Origin of the sequence: Paracoccus aminovorans, from assembly GCF_900005615.1 — a bacterium.
GTDB lineage: Bacteria > Pseudomonadota > Alphaproteobacteria > Rhodobacterales > Rhodobacteraceae > Paracoccus > Paracoccus aminovorans.
Genome location: NZ_LN832559.1, coordinates 1,657,576 through 1,679,624 on the forward strand (window position 1 = coordinate 1,657,576; position 22,049 = coordinate 1,679,624).

The 22,049-nt window shown below is 67.6% G+C and carries 21 protein-coding genes; 7 read left to right on the forward strand and 14 right to left on the reverse strand.

Annotation, left to right across the window (positions count from 1 at the left end):
- Positions 1 to 17: 17 nt before the first annotated feature.
- The 4 genes from JCM7685_RS08315 to JCM7685_RS08330 all read right to left on the reverse strand — a co-directional run bounded on the left by JCM7685_RS08315 (position 18) and on the right by JCM7685_RS08330 (position 3,028).
- Positions 18 to 668, reverse strand: a complete 651-nt coding sequence (locus JCM7685_RS08315; RefSeq protein ID WP_074968847.1) for an amino acid ABC transporter permease — start codon at positions 666 to 668, stop codon at positions 18 to 20.
- A gap of 14 nt (positions 669 to 682) precedes the next feature.
- Positions 683 to 1,348, reverse strand: coding sequence for an amino acid ABC transporter permease (locus tag JCM7685_RS08320; protein ID WP_197701044.1), 666 nt, complete (start codon positions 1,346 to 1,348; stop codon positions 683 to 685).
- Positions 1,349 to 1,474: 126 nt separating this feature from the next.
- Complete coding sequence (locus JCM7685_RS08325; protein ID WP_074968843.1) at positions 1,475 to 2,281, reverse strand: sugar phosphate isomerase/epimerase family protein; 807 nt, start codon at positions 2,279 to 2,281, stop codon at positions 1,475 to 1,477.
- Positions 2,282 to 2,299: 18 nt separating this feature from the next.
- Positions 2,300 to 3,028 carry a GntR family transcriptional regulator gene (locus JCM7685_RS08330; protein ID WP_074968841.1) on the reverse strand — a complete coding sequence of 243 codons (729 nt, stop codon included), beginning with the start codon at positions 3,026 to 3,028 and terminating at the stop codon, positions 2,300 to 2,302.
- A 214-nt stretch (positions 3,029 to 3,242) separates the two neighbouring features.
- On the opposite strand from JCM7685_RS08330, the gene JCM7685_RS08335 reads away from it, so the two are divergent.
- Genes JCM7685_RS08335 through JCM7685_RS08350 form a run of 4 tightly spaced genes read left to right on the forward strand, consistent with a single transcriptional unit; the run spans position 3,243 to position 6,333 of the window.
- The gene (locus JCM7685_RS08335) at positions 3,243 to 4,136 is read left to right on the forward strand and encodes a dioxygenase family protein (RefSeq protein WP_074968839.1); all 894 of its coding nucleotides are present in this window, start codon (positions 3,243 to 3,245) and stop codon (positions 4,134 to 4,136) included.
- Between the two features lie 9 nt (positions 4,137 to 4,145).
- Positions 4,146 to 4,928: a 2-oxo-hept-4-ene-1,7-dioate hydratase gene (hpaH, locus tag JCM7685_RS08340; RefSeq protein WP_074968837.1), complete on the forward strand. Its 783-nt coding sequence runs from the start codon at positions 4,146 to 4,148 to the stop codon at positions 4,926 to 4,928.
- A gap of 11 nt (positions 4,929 to 4,939) precedes the next feature.
- Entirely contained in the window at positions 4,940 to 5,704 is a 765-nt protein-coding gene (gene hpaI, locus JCM7685_RS08345) for a 4-hydroxy-2-oxoheptanedioate aldolase (RefSeq protein ID WP_074968835.1), read from the forward strand.
- Entirely contained in the window at positions 5,701 to 6,333 is a 633-nt protein-coding gene (locus JCM7685_RS08350; RefSeq protein WP_074968833.1) for a type 2 periplasmic-binding domain-containing protein, read from the forward strand. The genes hpaI and JCM7685_RS08350 overlap by 4 nt, the downstream gene beginning before the upstream one ends.
- Before the next feature lie 639 nt (positions 6,334 to 6,972).
- Here JCM7685_RS08350 and JCM7685_RS08355 read toward each other — a convergent pair.
- The 5 genes from JCM7685_RS08355 to cobU form a co-directional block, all read right to left on the reverse strand.
- Positions 6,973 to 8,448 carry a TRAP transporter large permease gene (locus JCM7685_RS08355; RefSeq protein ID WP_074968831.1) on the reverse strand — a complete coding sequence of 492 codons (1,476 nt, stop codon included), beginning with the start codon at positions 8,446 to 8,448 and terminating at the stop codon, positions 6,973 to 6,975.
- An 18-nt stretch (positions 8,449 to 8,466) separates the two neighbouring features.
- On the reverse strand, positions 8,467 to 9,063 hold the full coding sequence (locus JCM7685_RS08360) for a TRAP transporter small permease subunit (protein ID WP_074968829.1): 597 nt from the start codon (positions 9,061 to 9,063) through the stop codon (positions 8,467 to 8,469).
- Between the two features lie 95 nt (positions 9,064 to 9,158).
- Complete coding sequence (gene cobS / locus JCM7685_RS08365) at positions 9,159 to 9,917, reverse strand: adenosylcobinamide-GDP ribazoletransferase (protein ID WP_074968827.1); 759 nt, start codon at positions 9,915 to 9,917, stop codon at positions 9,159 to 9,161.
- Positions 9,910 to 10,866 (reverse strand): nicotinate-nucleotide--dimethylbenzimidazole phosphoribosyltransferase, encoded by a 957-nt coding sequence (gene cobT / locus JCM7685_RS08370; RefSeq protein ID WP_083412807.1) that lies wholly within the window; start codon positions 10,864 to 10,866, stop codon positions 9,910 to 9,912. The genes cobS and cobT overlap by 8 nt, the downstream gene beginning before the upstream one ends.
- Positions 10,863 to 11,396, reverse strand: a complete 534-nt coding sequence (cobU, locus tag JCM7685_RS08375) for a bifunctional adenosylcobinamide kinase/adenosylcobinamide-phosphate guanylyltransferase (RefSeq protein WP_074968823.1) — start codon at positions 11,394 to 11,396, stop codon at positions 10,863 to 10,865. The genes cobT and cobU overlap by 4 nt, the downstream gene beginning before the upstream one ends.
- 129 nt (positions 11,397 to 11,525) lie before the next feature.
- Here cobU and JCM7685_RS08380 point away from each other — a divergent pair, with 129 nt between their 5' ends.
- Both JCM7685_RS08380 and JCM7685_RS08385 read left to right on the forward strand, forming a co-directional pair.
- A complete protein-coding gene (locus JCM7685_RS08380; RefSeq protein WP_074968821.1) occupies positions 11,526 to 13,130 on the forward strand; it encodes a peptide ABC transporter substrate-binding protein in 1,605 nt (534 codons plus the stop codon).
- A 111-nt stretch (positions 13,131 to 13,241) separates the two neighbouring features.
- Positions 13,242 to 13,727 carry a HugZ family pyridoxamine 5'-phosphate oxidase gene (locus JCM7685_RS08385; protein WP_074968819.1) on the forward strand — a complete coding sequence of 162 codons (486 nt, stop codon included), beginning with the start codon at positions 13,242 to 13,244 and terminating at the stop codon, positions 13,725 to 13,727.
- A 36-nt stretch (positions 13,728 to 13,763) separates the two neighbouring features.
- Here JCM7685_RS08385 and JCM7685_RS08390 read toward each other — a convergent pair whose 3' ends face one another.
- Together JCM7685_RS08390 and JCM7685_RS08395 are read right to left on the reverse strand one after the other, a co-directional pair.
- Positions 13,764 to 16,058: a hypothetical protein gene (locus JCM7685_RS08390; RefSeq protein ID WP_074968817.1), complete on the reverse strand. Its 2,295-nt coding sequence runs from the start codon at positions 16,056 to 16,058 to the stop codon at positions 13,764 to 13,766.
- A gap of 139 nt (positions 16,059 to 16,197) precedes the next feature.
- Entirely contained in the window at positions 16,198 to 17,790 is a 1,593-nt protein-coding gene (locus tag JCM7685_RS08395) for a lysine--tRNA ligase (RefSeq protein WP_074968814.1), read from the reverse strand.
- A gap of 87 nt (positions 17,791 to 17,877) precedes the next feature.
- Between JCM7685_RS08395 and JCM7685_RS08400 the strand changes: the two genes are divergently transcribed.
- Positions 17,878 to 18,300 carry a tellurite resistance TerB family protein gene (locus JCM7685_RS08400; RefSeq protein WP_062563273.1) on the forward strand — a complete coding sequence of 141 codons (423 nt, stop codon included), beginning with the start codon at positions 17,878 to 17,880 and terminating at the stop codon, positions 18,298 to 18,300.
- A gap of 52 nt (positions 18,301 to 18,352) precedes the next feature.
- On the opposite strand, the gene JCM7685_RS08405 is transcribed toward JCM7685_RS08400, so the two are convergent.
- Genes JCM7685_RS08405 through JCM7685_RS08415 form a run of 3 tightly spaced genes read right to left on the reverse strand, consistent with a single transcriptional unit; the run spans position 18,353 to position 22,016 of the window.
- Entirely contained in the window at positions 18,353 to 19,747 is a 1,395-nt protein-coding gene (locus JCM7685_RS08405; RefSeq protein WP_074968812.1) for a D-alanyl-D-alanine carboxypeptidase, read from the reverse strand.
- On the reverse strand, positions 19,744 to 20,349 hold the full coding sequence (locus JCM7685_RS08410; protein WP_074968809.1) for a nicotinate-nucleotide adenylyltransferase: 606 nt from the start codon (positions 20,347 to 20,349) through the stop codon (positions 19,744 to 19,746). The genes JCM7685_RS08405 and JCM7685_RS08410 overlap by 4 nt, the downstream gene beginning before the upstream one ends.
- Positions 20,349 to 22,016, reverse strand: a complete 1,668-nt coding sequence (locus JCM7685_RS08415) for a formate--tetrahydrofolate ligase (protein WP_074968807.1) — start codon at positions 22,014 to 22,016, stop codon at positions 20,349 to 20,351. Before JCM7685_RS08415 ends, JCM7685_RS08410 begins: the two co-directional genes overlap by 1 nt.
- Positions 22,017 to 22,049: the final 33 nt, after the last annotated feature.

Here is a 22,049-nt window from a genome sequence, read left to right on the forward strand (position 1 = left end):
GGCGGGTTTCTTGTGGTCTAGCGCGGATCCTGCGCCAGCCGCGCCTCCATCCGCCGGCCCCAATGCGACAGGGGCCAGCACATCAGGAAATACAGCACGCCAACCAGGCCGAAGACGAACAGCGGCTGGTAGGTCTGGTTCGACACGATCTGCCCGGCCCGGGTCAGTTCGATGAAGCCGACGATGGCGGCCAGAGAGGTGCCCTTGAGCAGTTGCACCAGAAAGCCGACGGTGGCGGGCAAGGAAATCTTCAATGCCTGCGGCAGGATGATGTCGAACATCCGCGAGCGGTAGTGCAGGCCAAGCGCGTGCGAGGCCTCGGACTGGCCTTTCGGGATCGCCTGGATCGCGCCGCGCCAGATCTCGCCCAGGAAGGCGCTGGCATGGGCGGTCAGGGCGATCGCCACCGCCAGCCAGGCGCTGACATTCACCCCAAGCAGCGGCAGGCCGAAGAACACCACGAACAGCTGCATCAGCAGCGGCGTGCCCTGAAAGACGGCGATCCAGCCTGCGGCGGCCATCCGCAGCGCACGGTTTTCGGCCACCCGTCCCAAGGCGATGACAAGGCCGAAGACGATGCCGCCGGCAAAGCCGATGGCGGTCAGGAACAGGGTCCATTTCAGCCCCTGCGCCAGAAACGTGATCTCGTTGATCCCCAGATGCGGCATGACGGTTCCCCCTTTCAGCGCGTGGGATAGCTGAAGGCACGGCTGCCGATGAAACCCAGCAGAGCCATGATCATCCAGGACACCGCCAGATAGATGGCCGTGACGGTGAAATAGACCTCGAAGCTGCGGAAGGTGTCGCCGTCGATGCGTTGCGCGACCTGCGTCAGTTCATAGGCCGAGATCGAGGTGCAGATCGACGTGGTCAGCGTCAGCAGGATGAACTGGCTGCAAAGCGAGGGATAGATCGCGCGCAGCGCCGGCCGCAGGATGATCATGCGAAAGATCTCGCCCTGATGCAGCCCCAGCGCCAGCCCGGCCTCGGTCTGTCCGCGCGGGATGCTTTCCACGCCGCCGCGGATGATCTCGATGGCATAGGCGCCGCCGTTCAGGCCAAGCGCGATGATGGCGGTGGTGGTCGGGTTCAGCCGCACGCCGGCCAGCGGCAGCGCGAAGAAGATGAAGAAGATCTGCACCAGAAACGGGGTGTTGCGGATGATCTCGACGAAGCCGACCACGACGGCCCGGCCGATGCGGCTGCCCGACCGGCGGATCGCGACCCCGGCCACGCCGATGATCATGGCCAGCGCCATGCCCGCCAGGGCAAGGCCCAGCGTCGCCATCGTGCCCCGCAACAGCTCGGGCCAGCGCTCAAGGATCACGCTGAAGTCTAGCGCGTTCATCATTCCCTCCCTTTTGCCGTCCGCTTTGATGGCGGCGGTGGCCCTCGTTCGACGGGGCTTTGCCTATCTTGGCCTTCGGCTTTGCGGCGGCCCCCTCCTCGGGACGCGCCTGTCTTTCCTTGTCCGTCAGGCCCCCATGACCCGCCGGACGCCCTGCCTTAGCGCGGCAAGATGCGCGGCCGGATCCTGTCCCGGCCCAAGCGGCACCTCGACCGAGATCCGGGCATCGCCGGGCAAGGCGGCAACCAGTCCGGTCAGCGGCAATTCCCCTGCGCCGGGGGCAAAGCGGCCCGCGCGCGCCTCCTGAATCTGGTCCTCGTCGGTTTCGGGGTCTGGGCCGCTCAGATCGCAAAGCTGGGCGTGCCGCACGAACCCGGCCGGCAAAGCGGAAACCGTCTCCAGGCTGCCGCCATTGCGGAACAGATGCAGCGCGTCGATCAAGACCCCCGCATTCGCCGCGCCAGAGGCCTGAACCACATCCAGACTGTCGGCGACGCTGCGCACCGGGCGCCAGCCCATGTTTTCCAGATCGACCGACATCCCGACCTCTGCAGCCACGGCACAGAGCGCGGCGACATTGTCGGTCAGGCGCGTGCGGTCGCTGTCCTGCCCGCAGACACTCAATCGCTGCGCCCCGAGGGCTGCGGCATCCTCCAGCACCGGCAAGACCGAGCGCGGCTGGAAATCGGCATCCAGCACCACGAATTCGATGTCGAAGACTTCCAGGCCGGTGTCGTCCAGACGCAACCGCAGTTCGCGCGCGGCGTCGCTGCCCTGCGGCACGGCGTAGCACGGCGCGCCGAGAAAGGCGGGAAACAGCCGCAAGCCGACCGCATCGAACCCGGCGCCCGCCGCGGCGGAAACCAGCTCGGCCGGGGGCAGGTCGATGGCCGAGAAATGCGCCAGACCGATGGGGCGTTTTTCCGGTTTCATGTTTCCTCCCACCGACACCTAGTCGATCCCGTGCTCGGCCAGATAGCGCTGCAGGTTGGAAGCCGTGCGCGACAGGTGCTCGCGCAGCTTCTCGCAGGCGAAATCTGCGTCGCGCGCCACGGCGGCCTGTGCGATCTCGCTGTGCTCCAGCATGACATTCCGGTCGCCCGACGTCCGCCGCAGGAAGGTCCGCCGGTAGCGGTCGTGCAGATTGAGCAGCATCGAACAGAAGCGCATCAGCACCGGCATGCCGCAGCCCGAGATCAGCGTCAGATGGAACTCGCGGTGCACCGCCTCCCAGGCTTCCAATGTCTCGGGACGGGCCGCATCCCGCTCGGTGCGGTTCACGACATGCAGGGCGCGGATCACGTCGCTTTCCCAGGCCAGGTCGCCATGGATCATGGCCTCGCGCAGCGCATAGGTCTCGAACTGGTCGCGAAGCCGGGCGATTTCCTGAAAATCGGTGAGCGAAACCGGAGAAACGCGATAGCCGCGATTGTCCTCGAACAGCACCAGCCCGTCCGCCGTCAGCCGCGCCAAGGCTTCGCGCAAAGGGCTGAGGCTGACCTGAAGCTGGGTTCTCACCTGGTCCAGGTTGATCTTGGACCCGGCCGGCATCTGGCTCGAGACAATGGCTTCGCGCAGCCGGGCAAGGATCTGGCTCGATATCGTGTTCTTGCCGTCATCGGCCGAAGCCGGAAGCGCGCCGGGGCGGTCGATCATCGTCAGGCGAGGTTCTTGCGGCATGGCTAACCCGATCTGGTCGTCATCGACAACTTATCAAATAAACGATGATCTATGTCAACGCGCGATCTGTAATCGACGGGTCAATGGGAAATAATCACTATTTTTCATAGGAAATTTGCCCGAATCACCCCTTCCCTATTGCGGATGGCCGCAGCTTTATTGACTTATCATCGATTATTGATCAGAACATCGTTAGCTTCGAAGGAGGAGAATCATGACCATTCGAACCGAAGCGGATGTCACCCCTGCGGTCATCGAGGTGATGGAGCAGACCACCGATCCGCGTCTGCGCGAGATCATGGTATCCCTGATCAAGCATCTTCACGGCTTCATCCGAGAGACCGGACTAAGCGAGGACGAATTCCGTTCCGCAACCGCGATCCTGAACGAAATCGGCGCGCTGGCCTCCGACAGCCACAACGAATTCGTGCTGATGTCGGGTTCGCTTGGCGTTTCGACGCTGGTCTGCCTGCTCAACAACGGCGAGGGCGGACAGACCGAAACCTCGCAATCCTTGCTGGGGCCGTTCTGGCGCCTGAACAGCCCGCGCGTCGAAAACGGCGGCACGATCATCCGTTCCGATACGCCCGGCACGCCCTTGGTGGTTCATGGCCGCGTGGTCGATCAGACCGGCCAGCCGGTAGCCGGGGCCGAGGTCGATGTCTGGCATGCCTCGCCCATCGGGCTTTACGAAAATCAGGATCCCGATCAGGCCGAGATGAACCTGCGCGGCAAGTTCACCACCGATGCGGACGGGCGGTTCTGGTTCACCACCGTCAAGATGGTCGGCTATCCGATCCCGGTCGACGGCGTGGTCGGACAACTGCTGAAGGCGCAAGGCCGCCACCCTTACCGCCCGGCACATCTGCATGCGCTGATCTTCCGGGAAGGCTACAAGACCTTGATCTCGCAGGTGTTCGACCCGTCATGCCCTTGGATCGACAGCGACGTGCAGTTCGGCGTGACCCAGGCCCTGACCGGCGATTTCGTCAAGCATGACGAACCGAACCCCGACTATCCCGAACTGGGCACCCCCTGGTATTCGCTCGACTACACCTATGTCATGGAACCGGGCGAGGCGAAATTGCCGCGCGCGCCGATCAAGTAAGGCCTCCACATGCTGACCGAAGAACAACGCCGCGCCGCCGCCGATGCCATCCTTGCCGCCGAGAAATCGCGCGTGCCAATGATCCAGCCGTCGAAGCAATGGCCGGAGATGGAGCTTGAGGATGCCTATCGCATCCAGGACCACTGGGCCCAGGCCCGCATCGCCGCCGGCGCCAAGGTGGTGGGCCATAAGATCGGCCTGACCTCGCGCGCGATGCAGCTTGCCTCGAAGATGACCGAGCCGGATTACGGCCGGATCCTCGACGACGCCCTGTTCAACGACGGCGCGCAAATCCCGGCCGGGACCTTCATCAAGCCACGGCTTGAGGTCGAACTGGCCTTTGTCATGGGCGAGGATCTGATGGGCACCGGCACGCGCGTCCACGACGTGCTGCGGGCGACGGAATTCGTCGTTCCTGCGCTGGAAATCATCGATTATCGAACCGAGGTGCCGCGCGCCATCACCGACACCATCGCCGACAATGCCGCCTTCGGCGCCATCGTTCTGGGCGGGCGCCCGGTCCGGCCCATGGATGTGGACCTGCGCCGGGTCGGGGCCATCCTGTCGCGGAACGGCATCATCGAGGATACCGGTCTTGCCGCCGCGATCATGGGCCATCCCGCGGCCGGAGTCGCCTGGCTGGTCAACAAGCTTGCGGCCGTGGGGGCCGGGCTGAAGAAGGGACACATCGTGCTGGGCGGCTCGTTCACCCGGCCGGTGGACATCAAGCAGGGCGATGTCATCCAGGCCGATTACGGCGATCTGGGCGCCATCGGCGTCAGCTTTGTCTGAGGATGGGCGCTGTGGAACTTCCGGTTAACCGTTTCAAGCAGGCGATCGCAGCGGGCCAAAGCCAGATTGGGTTGTGGTGCAGCCTGCCGGGCAGCTATGCGGCGGAATGCGTCGCGGGTTCGGGCTATGACTGGCTGTTGTTCGATACCGAACACAGTCCTAGCGATCCGCTGACCGTGCTGGCCCAGCTTCAGGCGGTCGCGCCCTATCCGGTCTCGGCCGTGGTGCGGCCGGCGGCCAATGATCCGGTGCTGATCAAGCGTTTCCTGGACATCGGCGCGCAGACGCTGCTGATCCCGATGGTGAATTCGGCCACCGAGGCGCAAGCCGCCGTGGCTGCAACCCGCTACCCGCCGCGCGGCATGCGCGGCGTCTCGGGGCTGACACGGGCGACACGCTTTGGCCGGGTCGCGGGTTATGCCGAGCGGGCCGAGGACGCGCTTTGCCTGCTGGTGCAGATCGAGACCCGCGAGGCCCTGGACCGGATCGAAGAGATCGCCGCCGTGGAAGGCGTGGACGGCATCTTCGTCGGACCCGCAGATCTCGCCGCGAGCCTGGGCCATGTCGGGAAAACCGGGCACCCCGAGGTCGTGGCAAAGGTCGAGGATGCCATCGCCCGCATCATCGCCGCCGGCAAGCCGGCCGGCATCCTGACCCCGGACGCGTCTTTCGCCGCCCGCTGCATCGCACTCGGCACCCTGTTCACCGCGGTCGGCATCGATGCGGGCATTCTCGCCCGGCAAAGCGAGGCGCTGCTGAAGGGTTTCCGGAAGTGATCCCGCCGCTGGTTCTGGGACAGATCGCTCCTGGCGGCCATGTTCGGCTGGCGGTCAACATGGCAAACGCAAGCATTGTCTGCGAAACCGCACCCGGCCGATTCACGGGACCTGTGGCCGATCTTGCAGCACGGCTTGCCGCGGCGTTGAGGCTGGAGGCGCGCATTCTGCCCTTTGCCTCCGGCGGCGCCATTCTCGCCGAGGCGGGGGCTTGGGACATCGCGGTGCTGGCCGTGGACGCTGCGCGCACCCAGGTTCGTTACGTCCATGAGGTGGCGCAAGTCAGTGCCACGCTCGCCGGACGCAGAGGTATGAGTTGCCGCGAGGCCGACCGCCATAGTGTTCGTATCGCCACCGCCCGCGGCGCCGCATACGAAACCCATCTGCTTGGCAAACTTGCCCAAGCCGAGGTCATCTCCTTCGATACTCCTGCTGCGGCGCGCGACGCGATGCTGGCAGGCGTCTGCGATTTCGCGGCCGGGATCCGAGCCACATTGCAGAGCAGCTTGGCCGGCCGTGCCGACATTCATCTGATGCAGGATGATTTCTTGACGGTCTCGCAGGCGCTGGCCGTGCCCGCCGAACACGAGGAAGCAGCCCTATTCCTGGCCAAGCTCCTCGTCCCCTGAGTGCATCGGCGCGGCGCGCATTCTATAAAGCGGACTCACCATCTCTCCGCCTGCTCCTGACCACCAAACATGACCGGGGGTCACCCCCTTCCCGACCTGTTCCCTGGAAGCGGCGCTTCTCTGAGAGCGTGGCTCAGCTCTTGCTTGCCGCGCTCTATCCGACGGTTTCCCGAGCCACGCAACAGCCCGAGATCGATGTCCGGGATCGCCGCCAAGCATTCCCGCGTGACCTCATCCACCGCGTTCAGCACCCGCAAGCGCCGCCCGCGATGCGTGATCAGACGGGCCGCGAAGACCAGCCAGGTGAAAGCATCGCCATAAAGGCCGGCGATCGATGCACCGTGCGGGACTTCGTGCCCACTGTCATCGCTGGCCCGGTTGGCTGGTCAGGGGTGTCCGTTGCATGACGTGGGGTCCGATGGCGATGGAACTTCAGAGCGCAATGAAAAAGTGATTCAAAGCGCATCTGCTGCAAATATTCGTGTCACACAGTGCAAAAGTTCATGTCATTCTGCAGCCGCGGAAAAATTTTTCTCTGCCAAAGCTAGTCCAGCATTCTGCCAAAGCTGGTACGCGCGCCTCGCATCCGCGATGCTTTGACACAGCCACGGCTCCTTGCGACATCCAACCGCCTATCCCTCACTCCGAACCCCCGCCGATCAACGGCTGACCCAGCGGCGCCGGCTGACCCAGCCCGCCCGGCGCGCCAAGCCCGCCCGGCTGGCCCAGGTCGCCCAGGCCCCCGGAGGGAATCTCGATCCGGACGCTGTCCAGATCGACCGCCGGGCCGTGGTCCAGCAGACCCGTCACCAGCCCCGGCCAGAAGATCACGATGACGACCAGCAGAAGCTGCATCACCAGCCACGGAATTGCCCCCATGTAGATGTCGGTCGTCTTGACCTCGCGCGAGGCGATCGAGCGCAGGTAGAACAGCGCAAAGCCGAAGGGCGGGTGCATGAAGCTGGTCTGCATGTTGATGCACAAAAGCACCCCGAACCACACCAGGTCGATGCCCAGCGACTGCGCCACCGGCGCCAGCATCGGCACGACGATGAAGGCGATCTCGAAGAAGTCGAGGAAGAAGGCCAGGAAGAAGATGAAGATGTTGACGAAAATCAGGAAGCCGACGGGACCGCCCGGCAGGCCCGACAGCATGTGCTCGATCCACAGCCCGCCGTCCAGGCCCTGGAACACCAGGCTGAACACGGTCGAGCCGATCAGGATGAACACCACCATCACCGTCAGGTCGGCGGTGGAATGCACCGCCTCGACGACGATCCGGCGGCTCAGCCGGCCGTGCAGCAGCGCCAGCACGAAGGCGCCCACCACGCCCAGGGCGCCGGCCTCGGTCGGCGTGGCGAAACCGACGAAGATCGTGCCCAGCACCAGAAAGATCAGCACCATCGAGGGCACGATCCCCATCAGCACCTTCAGCACCAGCCGCAGGTCCAGGTCGCCGCGCACCTCTTTCGGCAGCGGCGGCATGTCCTGCGGCCGGATCAGCGACAGGACCAGGATGAAGCCCAGGAAGATCAGCACTTGCAGCGCCGACGGCCCCATCGCCCCCAGATACATGTCCCCGACCGAGCGGCCCAGCTGGTCGGCCAGCACCACCAGCACCAGCGAGGGCGGGATCAGCTGCGTGATCGTCCCCGAGGCCGCGATCACCCCGGTCGCCAGCCGCGGGTTGTAGCCGTAGCGCAGCATGACGGGCAGCGAGATCACGCCCATGGTGATGACCGAGGCCGCGACCGTGCCGGTGATGGCGCCCAGCACCGCGCCCACGACGATCACCGCATAGGCCAGCCCGCCGGGGACGGCGCCGAACAGCTTGCCGGTGCCCTCCAGCAGGTCCTCGGCCAGGCCGGAGCGTTCCAGCACCGCGCCCATGAAGGTGAAGAAGGGAATCGCCAGCAGCAGGTCGTTCGAGATGATGCCGAAGAAGCGATGCGGCAGCGCCGACAGGAACGAGGGGTGGAAATGCTCGCCCAGGATGCCGACGGCCCCGAACAGCAGCCCCACCGCCCCCAGGGTGAAGGCCACCGGAAAGCCGTAGAGCATGAAGGCGATCATGCACAGGAACATGGCCGGCGGCAGGATGCCATATGCAAGCATGTCAGGTCTCCGCCCGGGTCATTGCAGGGGTTTGCTGTATTTGGTCGAAAGCGTGATCAGGCCCCGCAAGGCGGCGATGCGCTTGATCAGCTCGGACAGGCCCTGCAGCGCCAGCAGCGCGAATCCCGCCGGCAACAGCAGCTTGGCCGGCCAGCGCACCAGCCCGCCGGCGTTGGACGAGCCTTCGTTGATCTGCCAGGATTGCAGAAAGACCGGCCAGGTCAGCCAGGCGGCATAGGCCGCGAAGGGCAGCAGGAAGAAGATCAGCCCGAAAAGGTCGATCCACAGCCGCGCCCGGTCCGAGACCGCGCCATAGATCAGGTCGACCCGGACATGTTCGTTGCGGTTCAGCGCCGCCGCCGCGCCCAGCATCACCAGCGCGCCGAACAGATACCATTGCAGTTCCAGCCAGGAGTTCGCATGGGTGTTATAGCCGCTGAACAGCCCGCGCAGGGCATCGCCGAAGGCGGTGCCGGGAAAGCCGTTGACCAGCTTGCGGATGGTGGCGTTGCCGGCGCTGACCAAGACCGCCGCCACCACCAGCCAGGCCGCCCAGCGGCCGATGAGCAGATTGACGCGGTCGATGCCGCGCGCCAGGCCCAGCAAGGCACCCATGCGTGAAATCCTTCCCTGTTCTCGCGCGCCGGTCGATCCCGGTCAGTTCCCGATTTCTATGCCGGATCGAAAAACCCGGTCAAGCGACCCCCGGCTTACGTCGCGGCCAGCGCCAGCAGCGCCCCGATCTCGCCCGCCTGCTGCATCGCGCCCAGCACGTCGCCGGTCTGCCCGCCCAGCCGCCGGCGCGCGCTGCGGGCGACGACAAGCTGCGCCGCCGCGCAGCAGGCCAGGGCCGCAAGCCACGCTCCCGCGCTCTGCCCGTCCCGCGCCGCGGGCCAGGCCAGCACCGCCGCGCCGATCGCCGCCGCAGCCAGCGCCTGCCCCGCCGAGGCGCGTCCGGCCAGCCGTCCCAGCCCCTCGGGCCGCGCCGGCGGCAGAAAGGCAAGCCCGGCGGCCATGCCGGCGCGGGACAGCGCCGCCGCACCCACCAGCGCGGCCGCAGCCGCGGCAGGCGCCATGGCCGCCAGCGCCGCGGCGCGCAGGCCGAAGCTCAGCAGCAGCGCGATCACGCCATAGCTGCCGACCCGGGAATCGCGCATGATCTCCAGCGCGCGGGCGCGGTCGGGACTGCCGCAGCCGTCGGCGAAATCGGCCAGCCCGTCCTCGTGCAGCGCCCCGGTCAGCCAGGCCGTCGCCGCCAGCGCCAGCAGCGCCCAGGCCAAGGGCGGCAGGCCGAGCGCGGCCGCGACCCAGATCAGCCCGCCCGCCGGCAGCGCCACGGCAAGCCCGGCCAGCGGAAAGGCCCAGGCGGCCCGGGCAAGCGCGGGCGCCTGTCGCGGCAGGAAGCGGCCCAGCGGCAGCCGGGTCAGCCAGACCAGAGCGGTCGCGGCCTCGCCGGCCGGGTCAGGCAATCCCGGCCTCGGCGAAGGTCGCCATGCCATTGTGGCATTCCAGCGCGGCGCGCAGGATCATCAGCGCCACGGCGGCGCCCGAGCCCTCGCCCAGCCGCATGTCCAGCCCGACCACGGGGGTCTTGCGCATGACGGCGATCAGCCGGCGATGGCCCGGCTCGGCGCTTTCATGGCCGATCAGGCAATGCGCCAGCGCCTCGCGGTCGTTGACCAGCAGCACGCCGGCGGCGGCCGAGCAGATGAAGCCGTCCAGGATCACCGGAATGCCCAATTCGCGCGCGCGGATCACCGCGCCGCAGATCGCCGCCTGCTCGCGCCCGCCGTAGCTGGCCAGGATCGAGGCCGCGGTCGCCGCGCCCTTGTGCCGCTTGAGCCCGGCCTCGACGGCCCGCAGCTTGTTGGCCATGATCGCCTCGTCCGCGCCGGTGCCGGGACCGACCCAATCCGCGGCCGTGCCGCCGAAGGTCGCGGCGGCCAGCGCGGCGGCGACGGTCGAATTGCCGATCCCCATCTCGCCCAGCAGGATGACGTCGGCCTGCGGGTCCACGGCGTCCTTGCCGGTCTGGATCGAGGCGACCAGATCCGCGATCTCCAGCGCCATGCCGGTGGTGAAATCGGCGGTGGGGCGCTCCAGGTCCATCGCGATCACCTGCAGATCGGCCCCCGCCAGCCGGCACAGCTGGTTGATCGCCGCGCCGCCGTTGCCGAAGTTCTCGACCATGCGGGCGGTGACCTCGACCGGGAACGGGTTCACGCCCTGGGCGCAGATGCCGTGGTTGCCGGCAAAGACCAGCGCCTGCGCCCGCTCGATCCGCGGGCGCGGATTGCCCTGCCAGCCGGCCATGAACACCGCCAGTTCCTCGAGCCGGCCCAGAGAGCCGGGCGGCTTGGTCAGATGGTCCTGGCGGTCACGGGCGGCGGCGGCGGCGGTTTCGTCGAATTGTTTCAAGGCGTCCCTCTCGTGGGTTTCAGGCGCAGCGGCAGCCCGCTGACGGCCATCCAGACGTCATCCGCGATGGCGGCGACGGCCTGGTTCATCCAGCCATGCTCGTCGCGAAAGCGGCGCGCAAGCGCATTTTCGGGCACGATGCCCAGGCCAAGTTCGTTGGTGACCAGCACCACCGGGCTGTGCTGGGCGCCCAGGACCTCGCACAGCCGATGGACCTGCGGCGTCGGATCGCCCTCGGCCATCAGGTTCGACAGCCACAGCGTCAGGCAATCGACCAGCCGCACCCCCTGCCCGTCGCTGGCCGCCAATGCGCCGGCCAGGTCGCGCGGCGCCTCGACCGTGTGCCAGTCGGGTCCGCGCCGGTCGCGGTGCAGTGCGATGCGGCGCGCCATTTCCTCGTCCCCCGGCTCGGAGGTGGCGATATAGATGCGGGCGCCGGGCCCGCCTCGCGCCGCCAGGCCTTCGGCCAGGGCGGACTTGCCGGAACGGGCGCCGCCGGTGACCAGGGTGATGCGGAAAACCTTGTCCATGAAAGATGTTGTTTCACATGCCCGGCCGCTGCGAAAGCCGGAAATGGCCCTTGCCGGCCCGCGGCTTTTCCGGTCAGTTTTCCGCGGGGTGCGGCCGCAGCCGCATCCGAACCGTCGCAAAGGTGCCCGATGACCCGCCTGTTCCTGACCGCCGCGCTGTCCTGCGCGCTTGCCCTGCCCGCGCTGGCCGCCCAGCCCGCCGAGGGCGAGAAACTGGCCCAGAACCAGGATTACGCCTTCCGGCTTTCCGATGCGATCACGACCCTCGACCCGCAGAAGACCGGCGATTCCGAGGGCGCCGAGATCACCCGCCAGCTGTTCGAGGGGCTTCTGAACCAGGATGCCGCGGGCGCGCCGGTTCCGGGCGTCGCCACCGGTTTCGAGCTGTCCGAGGACCGGCGGACCTATACCTTCCACCTGCGCCCCGAGGCGCGCTGGTCGAACGGCGATCCGGTGACCGCGGCGGATTTCGTCCATGCCTGGCGCCGGCTGGCCGATCCCGCCACCGGTTCGGAATACGCCTGGTTCATCGAGCTGATGCATGTCGAGAACGCCAGCGCCGTGGTCAAGGGCCGCAAGAAGCCCGAAGAGCTGGGCGTGAAGGCCGTGGACGACCATACCTTGGTGGTCAGGCTGACCGTCCCCACGCCCTATTTCCCCAAGCTGGTCACCCATGGCGCGACCTTCCCGGTCAACCGCGCCAGCCTTGCGGCCGGGGGCGACGACTGGACCGCGGCCGAGAAGCTGGTCGGAAACGGCGCCTATGTGCTGAAAAGCCACGAGCTGGGCGTGCAGATCGGCATGGAGAAGAACCCGCGCTACTGGGACGCCGGGCATGTGGTCATGTCCCATGTCAAGGCCCTGACCGTGACCGACGCCGATGCGGCGCTCAGCCGCTACGAGGCGGGCGAGCTCGACCGGGTGCCAATCCCCGCCGGGCAATACGCCAGCCTCCGGCAGCGGTTTCCCGATCAGGCGGTCTCGATTCCGCGGTCCTGCACCTATGCCTATCTGTTCAACCTGGGCGACAAGGGACCGAAGGCTTTGAAGGACCTGCGGGTGCGCAAGGCGCTGTCCTATGCCATGCCGCGCGAGACGGTGGTGCGCCAGATCCTGCAGGACGGCCAGAGGCCTGCCTATGGCTGGACCCCCGGCACCATCGAGGGCTTCCTTGCGCCCGAGCCCGACCAGGCCGGCTGGACCCCGGCCGAGCGGCTGGACAAGGCCCGGGCCCTGCTGGCCGAGGCCGGCTACGGTCCCGGCAAGCCGCTGAAGCTGACCCTGACCTTCAACAGCGACGAGACCCACGAGAAGATTGCGCTGGCCGCGCAGCAGGCCTATGCGCAACTCGGCGTCGAACTGGCTCTGGACCAGGTCGCGTGGAAGATCCATGCCGACCGCCTGCTAGCGGGCGATTTCCAGCTGGCCCGCTACGGCTGGTGCTCGGATTATGACGAGGCCTCGAGCTTTCTCGACTATTTCCGCGCGACGGGGCTGAACTACGGCCGCTATGCCAACCCGGAGTTCGACAGGCTGATGGAACAGTCCAGGACCGCGCCGGACCCGAACCGGCCCTATGCGGCGGCCGAGCGCATCCTGGCCGAGGACATGCCTCTGATCCCGATCTATCACTATGCCGGGGCCGAACTGATCCGCGACGACATCCGGGGCCTGCCGACGGCCAAGGCGCCCAACGCCTGGTATGCGAAGGACCTCTATCGCATCCGGAAATGACGCGGCCCGACCTTTCCCTCGGGAACCGGCGCGTGGCCGCGGCATCCGCGCGCAGCAGATCCGGCCGATTCTCCGTTGCCCGCCCCGCCGCCCCCGGCGCAGCATGACGCCATGAAACCGGACCCGATTCGCGAAACCACCGACGAGGCCCGCGCCCTGGCCCGGCAATTGCTGGACGAGGCGCGCCATGCCAGCCTGGGGACGCTCGACCCGCAGACAGGCGTGCCGCTGGTCACCCGCATCGCGTTGCAGACCGACGCGGATGGCGCACCGCTCGCCCTGCTCTCGGGGCTGGCGGCGCATAGCCGCGCGCTGGCCGCCGACCCGCGCGCCGGGCTGCTGATCGCCGCCGAACCGGCCCGCGGCGATGCCATGACCCACGCCCGGCTGTCGATCCTCGGCCGCGCCGTCCCCGCCGCTCCGCACGAGGAACGTCGCGCCCGTTGGCTCGCGCGCGATCCCAAGGCCAAGGTCTATCTGGACCTGCCCGATTTCCGCTTCTGGCGCATCGAGCCGATCTCGGGCCTGCTGAATGCCGGCTTCGGCCAGGCGTTCCGGCTGCAGCCCGCGGACATGCTGAAACCCCCGGCGAAGTGATCCGCCGGGGGCCTCGGGAGAAACCTTGGGACAGGTTCAGTCCGGGTTGTCCATCCGCGCCCGGATGCTGACCGAGCCCCGCACCGCCGCGTTCCAGTTCAGCGCGATCTGGCGCTGGTTCGCCGCCAGCTGCGTCTGCACCCAGGGCATCTCGCTGACCCGGGCGTTGGACGAATTGGTGATGGCGCTGGTCGCGACCACGGATTGCACGTTGCGCACCCAGCCGTTGAAGGGCAGCGCCCGGTCCACCGAGATCAGCCAGCGGTTCGAGGCCGTGGCCTGGCTGTGGCTGATGTCCACCGGGTTCGCCACATAGACGTTCACGCCGTTGAACATGTTGCCCTGGAACTGGATGTTGCGCATGCGCTGATAGTTCAGGTCGGCGAAGGTGGTGTCGACCTTGTCGATGCGGGTGATCTTGTTGTTCAGCGACTTGAACACATTGCCCATCACCGCCAGCCCGTGGATGAAATGCCCGGCGCCATAGGGCTTCACCACCAGCCAGTTGAAGCCCAGCGTCGTGTTCGAGGCCAGGAAGGTGTTGCCGGTGACGGTCAGCCCGCCGAAGGAGTATTCGTCGCCCTCGAAATTCGGCAGCGGGTCGTGCTCGTTGGTCCATTCGATCGAGCAGTTGTCGATGTAATTGCCGGTGATCGTCGCCTGCACGTTGGTCTGGGTCAGGATCAGCCCGCCGAAGCGCACGCCGTTCTGGGCATTGTCGCCCTGGAACCAGTGATTGCCCTCGATCATGTGGCCGCCGCCGTTCATCACCGCGAAATGCGCGAAGCGGATGAAGCGGCTGTGGCGGATCTTGGTGTCGTTGTTGTTGACGTTGAGGGCGATGGTCTTGCGGTTCTGCGCCAGGTCGCTCATCTCGTTCGACAGGAACTCGCAGCGGTCGACCAGCATGCCCTGGCAGCCGGTGCCGATCGAGGTGATGCCGCGATCCTTGGGCCGGGTGAAATAGCAGTCGCGGATGCAGTTCATGGTGCCGGTCTTGGCCAGCATGATGCCGCTGGCATTGCCCTCCAGCAGGAATTCGATGTCGTCGAAGTTGAAGCGGCTGAGCTGCTCCATGCCCGAGAAGTCCAGCGCATAGCGATAGCGCTCGAAGGTATAGGACCGGGTGCCCGGGCCGCCGTAAAGCGGGCTCGACAGCGTCAGCGTGCCCTGCGCCACGTTCTTGTCGCGGACATAGACCTCGCGCCCGACCCCGTTGCCGATGACGCGAGAGCCGATCTCGATATTGGCGATATTGGCGACATTGGACAGCGTCAGCGACTGGTTCACCGCATAGGTCGCGGCCGAGGTCACCGTGCGCGTGTCCCAGGCCGAGCCCGCCACGATGGCGATCTGGCCGTTCGCGATCACCCGACGGTTGGCAAAGCTGGTCATGCCCGGCGCGGCATCGGTGATGACCAGCGGCTCGGTCAGGTGGACGACCCGCCCGCAGAGGTCGAGGCCCGCGTGATCGGTGAAGCCCAGCAGCGCCTGGACCGCCCGCTTCAGCCCCTCGGTCTCGTCGCCGAAGGCCGAGGCATAGGTGGGGAAGTCGAAGCTGCGCGTCAGCGCCAATCGGGCGGCACGCGGCATCTTCAGCGTGCCAGTGAAGCGGATCGGCGAGGCGACGCTCAGGTCCGAGCCGATGTAGAACATCCCGGCCGGCACCAGGATGCCGCGCCCGGCCGCGGCCTGGTCGGCGGCGACGAAGGCGGCGCGGTCGTCCGCCGTGCCATTGCCGATGGCGCCGAAATCGCGCACGTCGACCCAGTCCAGCATGTCGGGCACAAAGGCCGCCGTCACGTCCTCGATGACGATGCTCTCGATGCGGATCGAGCCGTTGTTGTCGCCGATCAGGTCCAGGCCGAAATGGCCGAAGACCGCATTGCGCCCCCAGGCCATGTCCACGCCGTCGCGGCGCCCGGTGCCGACTATGGCGGAAACCTCGACCACCTGGCCATAGCCCGGCAGCACCGTCGCCGGACCAGTCTGGGTCACGCCGGCGACATTGGTGCCGGCGGCATTGCCGGCAAAGCCCGCGATCCGCACCTGCGGCAGATTGCCGGCGATGGCCTTGACCCGCGCCGAGACGCGCAGATAGCTGCCGGGGTTGATCGGCGTGCGCTGCATGTAGCGCAGCGATGTCACCGTCTCCTGCTTCAGGATCTCGAGACAGCTGCCGAAATCCTCGTCCGCCGGGACCAGCGCGGCATTGGCCGCCCCCGCCCAGGTCGGAGAGCCCGCCCGCCCGTCGGTCTGGGACCACTGATTCAGTCCCAGCCGAAAGGCGCGCGGCATCAGCGACTGGTTCCCGATAATCGCAATGGTCATGCCAATTCTCCCTCATCCAGATCATGCGAGGCAGATGCCCGCGCGGTCTGTTCAGAATTTGGCAATCCCGCGTTAACCAGTCGTTAACCCGCCGCGCGCGGCAACGCCACCGCGCGCAACGGGCATTTTCGATGCCGGATCAGGCGTTTGCCGGGGCGGCAAGTTCTCCGGCCAGCGCCCGCTCGATCAGGGCGCGGGTTTCCTCGATGCCGTAAAGCGCGATGAACCCGCCGAAGCGCGGCCCCTGATCGGCGCCCAGCAGCACCTGATAGAGCGCCTGGAACCAATCCTTCATCGGCTCGAACCCATGCTCGCGACCGATGGCGAAGACCATGGTCTGCAGCGCCTCGGCATCGGCGGGCTGGTCCCAGGCCGCCAGGCGCCCGGCCAGATCCTCCAGCGCCCGGCGCTCGACCTCGCTGGGCGCGCGGAACACCCGCGTCGGCGCCACGAAATCGTTGAAGTAACGCACCGCGAACTCCGCCGCCGCATCCAGCGTCGGATTGGTCTCGGCGCTGGCCTCCGGCGCATAGCGGCGGATGAAGCCCCACAGCCCCGACTTGTCCTTGGCCCCGGCGACCGAGGCGAGGTTCAAGAGCATCTGGAACGGCACCACCATGTCGCTGGCCGGCACAGCGCCGCCATGGATATGCCAGACCGGGTTCGCCAGCTGCTGCTCGGGCGTCTGGTCGGGCCAGGCGCGCAGCTGCTGGTGGTATTCGTCCACCGCCTTGGGGATGACGTCGAAATACATCCGCTTGGCGGTCTTGGGCTTCTGGAACATGAAATAGCTCAGGCTCTCGGTCGCCGCATAGGTCAGCCATTCGTCGATGGAAAGGCCGTTGCCCTTGGATTTGCTGATCTTCTGGCCGTGCTGGTCCAGGAACAGCTCATAGGTGAAATGCTCGGGCGGCCGCCCCCCCAGGATCTTGCAGATGCCGTCATAGATCGGGGTATTGGTGGAATGGTCCTTGCCATACATCTCGAAATCGACATCCAGCGCCGCCCAGCGGGCGCCGAAATCGGGCTTCCATTGTAGCTTCACATGGCCGCCGGTGACCGGCAGGGTCAGCTCCTGCCCATCCTCGTCGTCGAAGGTGATGGTGCCGGCCTTGGCATCGACATGCTTGATCGGCACGTAAAGCACCTTGCCGGTCTTGGGGCTGATCGGCAGGAAGCAGGAATAGGTCTGCTGCCGCTCCTCGCGCAAGGACGCCAGCATGACCTCCATGATGGCGTCGTATTTCTCGGCCGCCTTCAGCAGCGTCGCATCGAACTGGCCCGATTTGTAGAATTCGGTCGCGCTGATGAATTCATACTCGAAGCCGAAGGTGTCGAGGAACCGGCGCAGCATGGCGTTGTTATGGCCGCCGAAGCTGTCGTATTCGCCGAACGGATCCGGCACGGTGGTCAGCGGCTCCTGCAGGTGCTGTTTCAGCATCTCCTGCTGCGGCACGTTCTCGGGCACCTTGCGCATGCCGTCCATGTCGTCCGAGAAACAGAACAGCCGCGTCGGAATGTCCGAGATCATCTCGAAGGCCCGGCGGATCATCGTCGTGCGCGCCACCTCGCCGAAGGTGCCGATATGCGGCAGGCCCGAGGGGCCGTAGCCGGTCTCGAACAGCACAAAGCCCTTTTCCGGGTCCTTCTTCTCATAGCGCTTCAGCACGCGGCGGGCCTCCTCGAAGGGCCAGGCCTTGGATTTCATCGCGGCGTCACGCAGGGCGGTCATGGTCGGTCTCCGTTGGCTAGGCTTTCCCCCGTATTGAAACGGGCCGGAATGGTCAATAATTACGCCGGGCAGCCACGGAGATTTGCCATGACCGACAATGTTCCCTCGTTCTCGCCCTGCGACGCGCTGGTCGCGGTGATGGTGGGGGTCTCGGCCTCGGACCAGAACCCGCGCACGGCCGAGCTTCTGGCCATCGAGCGGGCGGTGAACCATACGCCGGTCTTCGCCAATTACGACATCGACCGCATCCGCGCCGTGTCGCAGACCGTGCTGAGCCTCTTCGAGGAAGAGGACGGGCTGGACGCGCTGTTCGGCCTGGTGCGCGAGGCGCTGCCGCAGAAGATGTTCGACACCGCCTATGTGCTGGCCTGCGACGTGGCGGCGTCCGACGGGCGGCTGGGCGAGATCGAGGCCGAGATGCTGGCCGAGATCCGCGACCAGCTGGAAATCGACCGGCTGCATGCCGCCGCCATCGAACTGGCGGCGCGGGCGCGGCATCGTCTTTTGTGACGCGCCCCGGCCGGTGGCGCAATCGGCATGAGTATTTGAAGAACGAAGAAGATCAGGCGTCGGCGCACCAGGTCTCGATCAGTGCCTGTTGCAATGCCTTGGAGCGCCTGATCCAGCCCGAGACGCCTTCGGGCAGTTCCTGGCCCTGGGTGGCGGCGCGGCGGGGTTCGTCTGCGGTCAGGATCGCGAAGGCCAGTTCGCGCCCGCCCGCCCGCTGCGCATAGCCGGCGAGGTTCGAGACGAAGTTCAGCGTGCCGGTCTTGGCCTCGATGGCGATGTCGCCCGGCTTGCGCTTGCCCTTGGCGTCGCGCAGCGGGATGGTCTTCATCATCGCGCGCAGGCCGCGCATCCGGCCGGGGCCGGCGGCCAGCCGCGCCATGGCCCGCGCCGTCACCCGGTTTTCCGGCGAAAGGCCCGAGTGGTCGCGGAAGGCGAAGCCGTCGGCGATGCCCTGCCCGCGCAGCCAGTCCGCCATGGCAGCGGCCGAGCCGGCGGTGCCCGAAGCGCCGCTGGCGGCAAGGCCGATGACCTCGGCCGTCAGGTTGGTGGAATATTCCATCATGTCGCGGATGATGGCGTCCAGCGCCATGCTGTCGTGGCGGGCGATCTCGGTGCCCTCGGGCAGCACCTCGATGACCTCGGGCGCGGGAAGGACCAGCCCGCGCGACCGGCACAGCGTCTGGAACACGTCGCCGGCGTAAAGCTCGGGCCGGCGCACGGGCAGCCAGCGGCTGCCGGACTTGCCCAGGCTGCGCCGGGCGATGGTCCAGCTTTCCAGCTTGCCGGACTCGTAGGTGAAAAGCGGCAGGCTGCGGTCCACCGCCGCGACCGAGGCGGTATAGGCGCGCGGCGACAGCCGCCGCCCGCGCGCCTGCAGCGACAGCTGATAGTCCTTGTCGCCGCGCCGCCAGTCCAGGTGCACGCGGTTGAAGTTCAGGATCATGCCCGAGATCGACGGATTGTAGGGCAGGTATTCGTCCTGCGCAGGATCCAGCCGGGCGATGCGCGGCAGCGCGCCGCCCCAGACGGCGAAGCCCAGGGGCGCGGCGCGGCCGCTGGCCCGTTCGGCCGCGACGGCGGCGGCGGCCAGTTCGTCCAGCGCATCGGTGTCGAGCACCGGATCGCCGCCGCCGGCCAGGACCAGCATGTCGCCGGCGCGAATGACCCGGGTCGCGAAGCGGTGGGCGGGTCCCAGCCGGTCCAGCGCGTAAAGCGCCGTCACCGATTTCAGCGTGCTGGCCGGCGCCATCGGCAGGTCGGCCTGGCGTTCGGCCAGCAGCGCGCCGGTCGCGGGGTCGATGACCGCAAAGGCGACCGCACCGCCCAGCTTCGCCGCGGCGATCCGCGCCTCGGGGTCGAAGGGCACGGCCTGGGCCGCGGCCAGCCGCGGGGCCAGGGCCAGGGCGCCCATCCCGGCCAGGAAGGCGCGGCGCGGCATGGGATTCATGTCGGCTCCTTTCGCCCGTCGGCCCGGATCGCCGAAGAGCTGAGACTATTCAGCGGCAGGTTGATCATCGCCCAGGCCGGGGGCCGCGCCTGGGCCAGCTGGCCGGCCTGGGCCTCGGGCAGGCGGGCGCGCCACAGCATCCGCGCCGCGCGGGAAAACCGGGCCGGCATCCGCCAGCCGGGCCGGGCGATGACGCCGATGGGCACCCGGGCGGCGATGTCCTGCCAGCGGTCCCAGTGGTCGAACTGCACCAGGTTGTCGGCCCCCATCAGCCAGACGAAGCGCACGCCGGGGTAAAGCCGCTGCAGCGCCGCGATGGTGTCGCGGGTCATGCGGGTGCCGAGCGCGGCCTCGATGCCGGTCACCTCGACGCGCGGGTGGTGCATGATCCTGCGCGCGGCCTCGATCCGCTGCCGAAGCGGGGCCGGGCCATGCGGTTTCAGCGGGTTGCCGGGGCTGACCAGCCACCAGATCCGGTCGAGACCGAAGCGGCGCAGCGCCGCCTCGGTGATATGGACATGGCCCCGATGCGCCGGGTCGAAGGAGCCCCCCAGCAGGCCGACCCGGGTGCCGGGCTGCGCGAAGGGAAGCCCTGCCCGCATCAGAACAGGCCCTGCACCAGCCCGTCCGCGTCCAGCCCGATGCGCAGCGCGGCCGGTTCGCGCGGCAGGCCGGGCATGGTCATGATGTCGCCGCAGATGGCGACGACGAAGCCCGCCCCGGCCGCCAGCCGCACCTCGCGCACCGGGATGGTGAAGCCGGTGGGCGCGCCAAGCGCCGCCGGATCGGCCGAGAAGGAATATTGCGTCTTGGCCATGCAGACCGGCATGGAACCGTGGCCGGCCGCCTGCCATTCGGCCAGCCGGTCGGCGACATGGGGCAGGAATTCGACCTCGGCCGCCCGATAGATGCGCTTGCAGACGGTCTCGATCTTGTCCCGCAGCGGCATGTCGTCGGGATAGAGCGGCGCGAAGTCCGACTCGCCCTCGGCCTGGGCCACCACCGCGCGGGCCAGCCCCTCGGCGCCGGCGCCGCCTTCGGACCAGTGCCGGCACAGCGCCGCCTGCACGCCGTGGCTGGCGCAATAGTCGCGCAAGGCCTCGGTCTCGGCCTGGGTGTCGGTGGTGAAATGGTTGATCGCCACCACCACCGGCAGGCCGTAGCCGCGCAGGTTCTCGATATGCCGGCCCAGGTTCGCGCATCCGGCTTGCAGCGCCGCGACGTTCTCGGCGCCCAAGTCGGCGCGGGCGACGCCGCCGTTCATCTTCAGCGCCCGCACCGTCGCCACCAGCACCACGGCATCGGGCTTGAGCCCCGCCAGGCGGCACTTGATGTCCAGGAACTTCTCGGCCCCCAGGTCGGCGCCGAAACCGGCCTCGGTCACGACATAGTCCGACAAGGACAGTGCCGTGCGGGTGGCGATGGCCGAATTGCAGCCATGGGCGATGTTGCCGAAGGGACCGCCATGGACCAGCGCCGGGTTGTTCTCCATCGTCTGGACCAGGTTCGGCTGCATCGCGTCCTTCAGCAGCACCGTCATCGCCCCGTCGGCGCCGATATCGCGGGCGGTGATCGGCTGGCGCTCGATGGTGTGGCCGATGACGATACGGCCCAGGCGCTCTCGCAGGTCGTCCAGGTCCGAGGCCAGGCACAGGATCGCCATCACCTCCGAGGCGACGGTGATGTCGAAGCCGGTCTCGCGCGGATAGCCGTTCGGCGGCCCGCCGAGCGCGACCACCATCTGCCGCAGCACGCGGTCGTTCATGTCCATGACCCGGCGCCAGGTGATGCGGCGCGGGTCGATGCGCAGCGTGTTGCCCCAATAGATGTGGTTGTCGACCATCGCCGCCAGCAGGTTGTGGGCGCTGGTGATGGCGTGGAAGTCGCCGGTGAAATGCAGGTTCATGTCCTCCATCGGCACGATCTGGGCCATGCCGCCGCCGGCCGCCCCGCCCTTGGTGCCGAAGTTCGGACCCAGGCTGGCCTCGCGGATGCAGATGGTGGCGCGCTTGCCGATGCGGTTCAGCGCATCGCCCAGCCCGACGGTGGTGGTGGTCTTGCCCTCGCCCGCGGGCGTGGGGTTGATGGCGGTGACCAGCACCAGCTTGCCCTGCGGCCGGTCGCCCAAGCGCCGGATGCAGTCATGGGTGATCTTGGCCTTGTCATGCCCATAGGGCAGGATGTCGGTCTCGGCCAGCCCGAGGCGGGCGGCAATCTGGCCGATGGGCAGCTTCTGCGCCTCGCGGGCGATCTCGATGTCCGATCTCATGTGTCCTCCTCGACTGCCGCACCAGTTGAGCGT

What these genes read in the sequence shown, in the direction of transcription:
- JCM7685_RS08315 (WP_074968847.1), bottom strand. Translation starts at nt 668, where the DNA reads ATGCCGCATCTGGGGATCAACGAGATCACGTTTCTGGCGCAGGGGCTG.
- JCM7685_RS08320 (WP_197701044.1), bottom strand. Translation starts at nt 1,348, where the DNA reads ATGAACGCGCTAGACTTCAGCGTGATCCTTGAGCGCTGGCCCGAGCTG.
- JCM7685_RS08325 (WP_074968843.1), bottom strand. Translation starts at nt 2,281, where the DNA reads ATGAAACCGGAAAAACGCCCCATCGGTCTGGCGCATTTCTCGGCCATC.
- JCM7685_RS08330 (WP_074968841.1), bottom strand. Translation starts at nt 3,028, where the DNA reads ATGCCGCAAGAACCTCGCCTGACGATGATCGACCGCCCCGGCGCGCTT.
- JCM7685_RS08335 (WP_074968839.1), top strand. Translation starts at nt 3,243, where the DNA reads ATGACCATTCGAACCGAAGCGGATGTCACCCCTGCGGTCATCGAGGTG.
- hpaH (WP_074968837.1), top strand. Translation starts at nt 4,146, where the DNA reads ATGCTGACCGAAGAACAACGCCGCGCCGCCGCCGATGCCATCCTTGCC.
- JCM7685_RS08355 (WP_074968831.1), bottom strand. Translation starts at nt 8,448, where the DNA reads ATGCTTGCATATGGCATCCTGCCGCCGGCCATGTTCCTGTGCATGATC.
- JCM7685_RS08360 (WP_074968829.1), bottom strand. Translation starts at nt 9,063, where the DNA reads ATGGGTGCCTTGCTGGGCCTGGCGCGCGGCATCGACCGCGTCAATCTG.
- cobU (WP_074968823.1), bottom strand. Translation starts at nt 11,396, where the DNA reads ATGGACAAGGTTTTCCGCATCACCCTGGTCACCGGCGGCGCCCGTTCC.
- JCM7685_RS08380 (WP_074968821.1), top strand. Translation starts at nt 11,526, where the DNA reads ATGACCCGCCTGTTCCTGACCGCCGCGCTGTCCTGCGCGCTTGCCCTG.
- JCM7685_RS08385 (WP_074968819.1), top strand. Translation starts at nt 13,242, where the DNA reads ATGAAACCGGACCCGATTCGCGAAACCACCGACGAGGCCCGCGCCCTG.
- JCM7685_RS08390 (WP_074968817.1), bottom strand. Translation starts at nt 16,058, where the DNA reads ATGACCATTGCGATTATCGGGAACCAGTCGCTGATGCCGCGCGCCTTT.
- JCM7685_RS08395 (WP_074968814.1), bottom strand. Translation starts at nt 17,790, where the DNA reads ATGACCGCCCTGCGTGACGCCGCGATGAAATCCAAGGCCTGGCCCTTC.
- JCM7685_RS08400 (WP_062563273.1), top strand. Translation starts at nt 17,878, where the DNA reads ATGACCGACAATGTTCCCTCGTTCTCGCCCTGCGACGCGCTGGTCGCG.
- JCM7685_RS08405 (WP_074968812.1), bottom strand. Translation starts at nt 19,747, where the DNA reads ATGAATCCCATGCCGCGCCGCGCCTTCCTGGCCGGGATGGGCGCCCTG.
- JCM7685_RS08410 (WP_074968809.1), bottom strand. Translation starts at nt 20,349, where the DNA reads ATGCGGGCAGGGCTTCCCTTCGCGCAGCCCGGCACCCGGGTCGGCCTG.
- JCM7685_RS08415 (WP_074968807.1), bottom strand. Translation starts at nt 22,016, where the DNA reads ATGAGATCGGACATCGAGATCGCCCGCGAGGCGCAGAAGCTGCCCATC.